This is a genomic window from Burkholderia sp. HMSC10F09 (assembly GCF_001806955.1).
In the GTDB taxonomy this organism is placed as follows: Bacteria; Pseudomonadota; Gammaproteobacteria; order Burkholderiales; family Burkholderiaceae; genus Burkholderia; species Burkholderia multivorans.
Genome location: NZ_KV786692.1, coordinates 1 through 6,251, shown reverse-complemented (window position 1 = coordinate 6,251; position 6,251 = coordinate 1). Strand labels below are relative to the sequence as shown.

General features: G+C 64.4%; 6 protein-coding genes and 2 pseudogenes. 2 read left to right on the top strand and 6 right to left on the bottom strand.

Annotated elements, in window-relative coordinates:
- Positions 1 to 98 precede the first annotated feature (98 nt).
- The 5 genes from cydX to rpoH all read right to left on the bottom strand — a co-directional run bounded on the left by cydX (position 99) and on the right by rpoH (position 4,520).
- Positions 99 to 221 carry a cytochrome bd-I oxidase subunit CydX gene (gene cydX / locus HMPREF3115_RS13040; RefSeq protein WP_006406646.1) on the bottom strand — a complete coding sequence of 41 codons (123 nt, stop codon included), beginning with the start codon at positions 219 to 221 and terminating at the stop codon, positions 99 to 101.
- A 59-nt stretch (positions 222 to 280) separates the two neighbouring features.
- A complete protein-coding gene (cydB, locus tag HMPREF3115_RS13035; protein ID WP_069220575.1) occupies positions 281 to 1,417 on the bottom strand; it encodes a cytochrome d ubiquinol oxidase subunit II in 1,137 nt (378 codons plus the stop codon).
- Between the two features lie 31 nt (positions 1,418 to 1,448).
- Entirely contained in the window at positions 1,449 to 3,029 is a 1,581-nt protein-coding gene (locus tag HMPREF3115_RS13030; protein ID WP_006406644.1) for a cytochrome ubiquinol oxidase subunit I, read from the bottom strand.
- Entirely contained in the window at positions 3,019 to 3,276 is a 258-nt protein-coding gene (gene cydP, locus HMPREF3115_RS13025; RefSeq protein WP_053296816.1) for a cytochrome oxidase putative small subunit CydP, read from the bottom strand. The genes HMPREF3115_RS13030 and cydP overlap by 11 nt, the downstream gene beginning before the upstream one ends.
- A 308-nt stretch (positions 3,277 to 3,584) precedes the next feature.
- A complete protein-coding gene (rpoH, locus tag HMPREF3115_RS13020; RefSeq protein ID WP_006406641.1) occupies positions 3,585 to 4,520 on the bottom strand; it encodes an RNA polymerase sigma factor RpoH in 936 nt (311 codons plus the stop codon).
- A 357-nt stretch (positions 4,521 to 4,877) separates the two neighbouring features.
- On the opposite strand from rpoH, the pseudogene HMPREF3115_RS13015 reads away from it, so the two are divergent.
- Both HMPREF3115_RS13015 and HMPREF3115_RS13010 read left to right on the top strand, forming a co-directional pair.
- Positions 4,878 to 5,470, top strand: a pseudogene (locus HMPREF3115_RS13015) (acyloxyacyl hydrolase).
- Between the two features lie 45 nt (positions 5,471 to 5,515).
- Positions 5,516 to 5,899: a nuclear transport factor 2 family protein gene (locus HMPREF3115_RS13010; protein ID WP_006398232.1), complete on the top strand. Its 384-nt coding sequence runs from the start codon at positions 5,516 to 5,518 to the stop codon at positions 5,897 to 5,899.
- 135 nt (positions 5,900 to 6,034) lie between these two features.
- On the opposite strand, the pseudogene HMPREF3115_RS13005 reads toward HMPREF3115_RS13010, so the two are convergent.
- Positions 6,035 to 6,251 (bottom strand): annotated as a pseudogene (locus tag HMPREF3115_RS13005) (2-isopropylmalate synthase); the annotation flags it as partial.

Sequence of the window (6,251 nt, the reverse complement as noted above, 5' to 3'; positions counted from 1 at the left end):
CGGCCGGCAAAACGGAAACGGCTTGCGATGCGATCGCAAGCCGTTTTGTTTTGGCACGGCGCGCGGCAGCGCCTGACCGCCGCCGCTGCTGTGCGACGTCACTTGCGCGCCACGCGCACCGACGCTTCCTGCTGCTTTTGGCGCGCCTCGAGCCACATCGCGTTGACGATCCCGAACGACAGCGCGACGCCGATCCCGAGAATCCAGCTGAAATACCACATGATCCGACTCCTTGCGAAACGGGGGAGCGGCGCGGCGCGCCTGCGCGCGCCGGCCGCGTTCAATACATCGAGTGCGTGTTCTCGTCGAGCACCTGACGCGTGACCTTGCCGCGCATCACGCGATAGACCCAGCTCGTATAGACGAGGATGATCGGCAGGAACACGATCACGGCGAACAGCATCACGAGCAGCGTCTTCTCGCTCGACGTCGAATCCCAGACGGTCAGGCTGCTCGTCGGGTCCAGCGACGACGGCATGATGAACGGGAACATCGAGAAGCCGGCCGTGAGGATCACGCCGACGATCATCAGGCCCGTGCAGAAGAACGCGGTCTTCTCGCGGCGCGAGCCGGCGAGCAGCGTCGCGAGCAGCCCGCCCGCGATGCCGACGACGGGCGCCGCGATCATCCACGGATAGTCGCGGTAGTTCGCGAGCCACAGCCCGGCGCCGGACGCGACCTCCTTCAGCAGCGGATTGGCGACCGTGTCGGCGGGCGCGGCACGCGTGATGTGAAAGCCGTCGACATAGGCGGCGACCAGCACGCCCGCGAGCGCGAACAGCACGACCGCGACGAACGACGACACGCGCAGCGCGACCGACGCACGGCGCGCGATCACGCCGTCGGTCTTCATCTTGATGAACGCGGCGCCGTGCGCGACGAGCATCGTCAGGCTGACGAGCCCGCAGAGCAGCGCGAACGGATTCAGCAGCGCCCAGAAGCTGCCGTGATAGCTGACGCGCAGATCGGTATCGAAGCGAAACGGCACGCCCTGCAGCAGATTGCCGAACGCGACGCCGAACACGAGCGCCGGCACGAAGCCGCCGATGAACAGGCCCCAGTCCCAGCCTGCGCGCCAGCGCGGGTCCGTGCGCTTGCTGCGATAGTCGAAGCCGACCGGCCGGAAGAACAGCGCGAACAGCACGAGCAGCATCGCGAAGTAGAAGCCGGAGAACGACGCGGCGTAGACGAGCGGCCACGCGGCGAACATCGCGCCGCCGGCCGTGATCAGCCATACCTGGTTGCCTTCCCACGTCGCGCCGACCGTGTTGACGATGATCCGGCGTTCGTCGTCGGTCTTGCCGAGGAACGGCAGCAGCGCGGTCGCGCCCATGTCGAAGCCGTCGGTGACGGCGAAGCCGATCAGCAGCACGCCGACGAGCAGCCACCAGATCAGCTTGAGCGTTGCATAGTCCATAGCGATTCCTTGTGTCGTTGCGGGGGCGTGCTCATGCGGCCGCGTGTTCGCGTGCGGCCGCCTGCTCGTGGTGATAGCGGCCGGTGTGCAGCGACGACGGGCCGAGGCGCGCGTACTTGAACATCAGCGTGATTTCGATCACGAACAGCGCGGTGTAGAACACGATGAACCCGGCCAGGCTCAGGTACAGGTCGGTCGGCGTGAGGCTCGACGCCGACAGATGCGTCGGCAGCACGCCCGCGATCGTCCACGGCTGGCGGCCGAGCTCGGCGACGACCCAGCCGAATTCCGCCGCGAGCCACGGCAGCGGGATCGCCCATACCGCGTAGCGCAGGAACCAGCGGCGGTTGTCCTGCAGCAGCTGGCGGCGCGCGCAGAACCAGAACGCGGCGATGAAGGTCGCGAGGAACAGGAAGCCGAGGAACACCATGATGCGGAACGAGAAGAACACGGGCGCGACCGGCGGAATCGTCTTCTTCGCCGCCGCTTCGATCTGCGCGGGCGTCGCGTCGGTCACGTTCGGCGTGAACTGCTTGAGCATCAGCCCGTAGCCGAGATACTGCTTGTGCTCGTCGAACAGCGCGCGCGTCGCGGCGCTCGTGTCGCCGGCCTTGATCTTCTGCAGCGCACCGTACGCGATCATGCCGCTCTGGATGTGCGCCTCGCTGCGCTTCGCGAGCTCGCGCAGGCCGATCACGGGCTCGTCGATCGAGCGCGTCGCGATCAGGCCGAGCGCATACGGAATCTTGATCGCGTAGTCGGTGCGCTGCGCTTCCTGGTTCGGGATACCGATCAGCGTGAACGACGCCGGCGCCGGCTGCGTTTCCCATTCCGATTCGATTGCGGCGAGCTTCATCTTCTGCACTTCGCCGGTCGTGTAGCCCGATTCGTCGCCGAGCACGATCACGCAGAGCGTGGAGGCGAGGCCGAAGCCGGCCGCGACCGCGAACGAGCGCAGCGCGAAGTCGACGTCGCGCTTTTTCAGCAGATACCACGACGACACGCCGAGCACGAACATCGCGGCCGTCACGTAGCCGGCCGACACCGTGTGCACGAACTTCACCTGCGCGACCGGGTTGAACAGCACGTCGAACAGGCTCGTCAGCTCCATGCGCATCGTCTGGTAGTTGAACTCGGCGCCGACCGGATTGTTCATCCAGCCGTTGGCGACGAGGATCCACAGCGCCGACAGATTCGAGCCGAGCGCGACGAGGAACGTGACGATCAGATGCTGCACTTTCGACAAGCGGTTCCAGCCGAAGAAGAACAGCCCGACGAACGTCGACTCGAGGAAGAACGCCATCAGGCCTTCGACGGCGAGCGGCACGCCGAAGATGTCGCCGACGTAGTGGGAGTAGTACGACCAGTTCGTGCCGAACTGGAATTCGAGCGTGATGCCGGTCGTCACGCCCATCGCGAAGTTGATGCCGAACAGCTTGCCCCAGAACTGCGTCATGTCCTTGTAGACCTGCTTGCCGGTCATCACGTAGACGGATTCCATGATGACGAGCAGCCAGGACAGGCCGAGCGTCAGCGGGACGAACAGGAAGTGGTAGAGCGCCGTGATGCCGAACTGCAGACGTGACAGATCGACGACTTCGCTACTTATCATGGTGGTCTCCCTCGGTAGAAGCGGGTGCCGGTACCGAGAGCAGCTTCTCGGCGACGGCGGCAGGCGGCAGCGACATGTGTTCAGCCTGCGGATGATTGAAGAATGCGTATTTGAGCGACATCAACAGGATCAGCTTGAAGATCAGCACGAGCGTGATGTCGCGGGCGAGGGTCGGGCCGTGCGCCCACGCGACGACGCGCGCGCGCCAGCCGCGCGGCCGGGCCGGTTCCTGATTGATCGAGATCAATGCCGTTTTCCCTGAAACGATTTAAAGCGGTTTTGGCGCGACTTTATGCGGAATATGTGACGGCTGTTAAGCTGTTTTAATCCTTTTGCGCGGGATATGCCAATTTTAAAAGCGCGCATTTGCAATGCCGAGTGCTGCGCTGCGGCAGACCGTCGCGAAGCCAGTGGAAAAACTTGAGGCAGATCAAGGTTTTGCGGAACATGCTCGAGAACGGGCAAATGCGCGCGCAAAGCCGAAGCCGTGAATGGGCGAAAAAAAACCGCTGCCGGGTGGCAGCGGTTTTCGGTGATGCGTTCGGGATCGTCGGATTATGCGTATTCGGCGAGTGCCGTGCGCATCTTTTTCATTGCGCTCGCTTCGATCTGGCGGATGCGCTCCGCGGAGACGCCGAATTCGGCCGCGAGATCGTGCAGCGTCGAGCCGCCCGAGCCGTCGTCGTCGACGTGCAGCCAGCGCGCCTCGATGATGCGGCGGCTGCGCGCGTCGAGCGCGTCGAGCGCCTGGGCGATGCCGTCCGTCTGGAGCATGTCGCGCTGGCGCGCAGCCAGCACGGCGGTCGGCTCGTTATGCGAATCGGCCAGATAGGCGATCGGCGCGTACGATTCCTCGCCGTCCTCGACTTGCCCTTCGAGCGCGATGTCGCCGCCCGACAGGCGCGTTTCCATCTCGGTCACCTCTTCGCGCTTCACGTTCAGTTCCTGCGCGAGACCGTCGATCTCCTCGGGCGTCATCGCCTGCATGCCTTTCTTGTGGCTGCGCAGGTTGAAGAACAGCTTGCGCTGCGCCTTCGTCGTCGCGACCTTCACCATCCGCCAGTTGCGCAGGATGTACTCGTGGATTTCGGCCTTGATCCAGTGAATCGCGTACGACACCAGGCGCACGTTTTGCGCCGGATCGAAACGCTTCACCGCTTTCATCAGACCGATGTTGCCTTCCTGGATCAGGTCGCCGTGCGGCAGCCCGTAGCCGAGATAGTTGCGCGCGATCGACACGACCAGGCGCAGGTGCGACAACACCAGGCGGCGCGCGGCCTCCAGGTTGTTGTTTTCGCGGTATTCGGTCGCGTACTGGCGTTCCTCTTCGGCGGTCAGCAGCGGAATGCGGTTGACGGCCTGGATGTACGCATCGATGTTGCCAAGCTGACCCGGCAACATCGAATGAGTTGCGAGCGCCAGCGAGCCTGCCGATTCGGCCTTGGCCGGCGTCGGGCTCAGGGTATTCGGGAGGGTCAGGGCGTTGCTCACTCAAAACTCCTTTGGAATCAGGGATGAACCCTGGTCTCGGGTTAGATTCCGAGGCCAATCTTAGCACTCCGTGGAGCCGAGTGCTAATACCTTAGAGGCCGTGCGGACATCGGAGTTCCCGGTTATCTATCAAAATAGTCGAGTCGATAGTCTAGGGTTCGACCGGAGGCGCAGTCGCGAGTTCCGATAGTGGCGGCCGGCGACCCGAATCGGCAGACGGTTTCGATTTTTGTAGTTTTGGAAGCAAACAATTTCGCTTCGCGATGCCGATCGGAAAAGTCCTTTACCATACCATTCAGTTCGCTCGAGCACGGCCGCGCGGCCGGCTCCATTCAACCCACAAAGTTGGAGTGTCAGATGAACAAGAAGAAGAACCGCCGGCCGCGTAGCCGGATCGTCCTGCATGCCGCGGTCGCGGCCTCCCTGCTCGCCGGATCGGGGCTGGCTTTCGCCGACCGCTGGGGCATCCAGGCGGGCGGCGGCTTCTCGGATCGCCACGGTATCGACAAGGCCGATCTGGCCGTGGTGTGGGATCCCGGCTGGAACTGGTGGGAAATCGGCGGATGGCACTTCGCGTTCGTGCTGGAAGGCCATGTCGGTTCGTGCTGGAAGGCCATGTCGGTTACTGGCATACGGGCGGCAACATTCACGGCAATATCGGCGAATTCGGCGCGACGCCGATGTTCCGCTTCATCAAGAGCGCCGGCCAGGTCCGGCCGTTCATCGAGGCCGGCGCCGGCGTGCGGCTGCTCACGCACCCGACGATTTCCGACAACTTCTCGATGTCGACCGCCTTTCAGTTCGCGGACGTCGTCGGCGTCGGCGCGCAATTCGGCGAACGGCAGCAGTATCAGGTCGGATACCGCTTCCAGCATGTGTCGAACGCGGGTATCAAAGAGCCGAATCCTGGGGTAAATTTCCACCAGTTCTACGTGCAGTACAACTTCTGATCCGCATGCCCGCGCACGGCGTGCGCGTTGCCGAGGAGTCAGGCGATGACGAAGGTGGTCGATGCGATCCGCGCGCTCGAGCGCGATCGGTTCCGGGCGATGGTCGACGGGGACGGCGAGGCGCTCGATGCGCTGCTGTCGGAGAAGGTCTTCTACGTGCACACGAACGGCAAGCGGGAAACGAAGCAGCAGTTCATCGACGCCATTGCCGCCGGCCGCCGCCGCTATCGCCAGATCGAGATTCAGTCGCAGGACGTGCTGCCCGTCGGCGACGGCACCTGCCTCGTCACGGGCCGTGCGCTGATCGAGATGGAAACGAACAACGGCGGCCTCGTGTTCCCGATCGCCTACACGGCGGTCCAGGCACAGGAGCAGGGCCGCTGGCGCCTGCTGGCCTGGCAGGCGACGCGGTGCGCAACCGACACATGAGCGCGCGTCGCGCCCATTTTCATGTATCGACCGAAGCGGCCTTCTGGGCCGCTTTTTGTTGCCCGTGCAGCGCGGATCGCGCGGCGCACGGGCGGTTGCGCACCGCTCGCGCCGAAGGCGAGCGGTCGTGTGCCTTCAGGCGGCCGCGCGCCGGTCCGCGTGCTGCCAGGTGGAGCGATTGATCGCGCTGACGACCGCATCGAGCGCCGCGCACGACGCGTCGACATGGACGCCGACGCCGTGCCGCAGCGGCGCATCGCCGACGCGGCAGCCGACCGACACGGCGATGCGCCCGTCGGCCGTGCGCACGTGCTCGCACGATACGACGTCGATCATCTCGTCGAAGACGTCT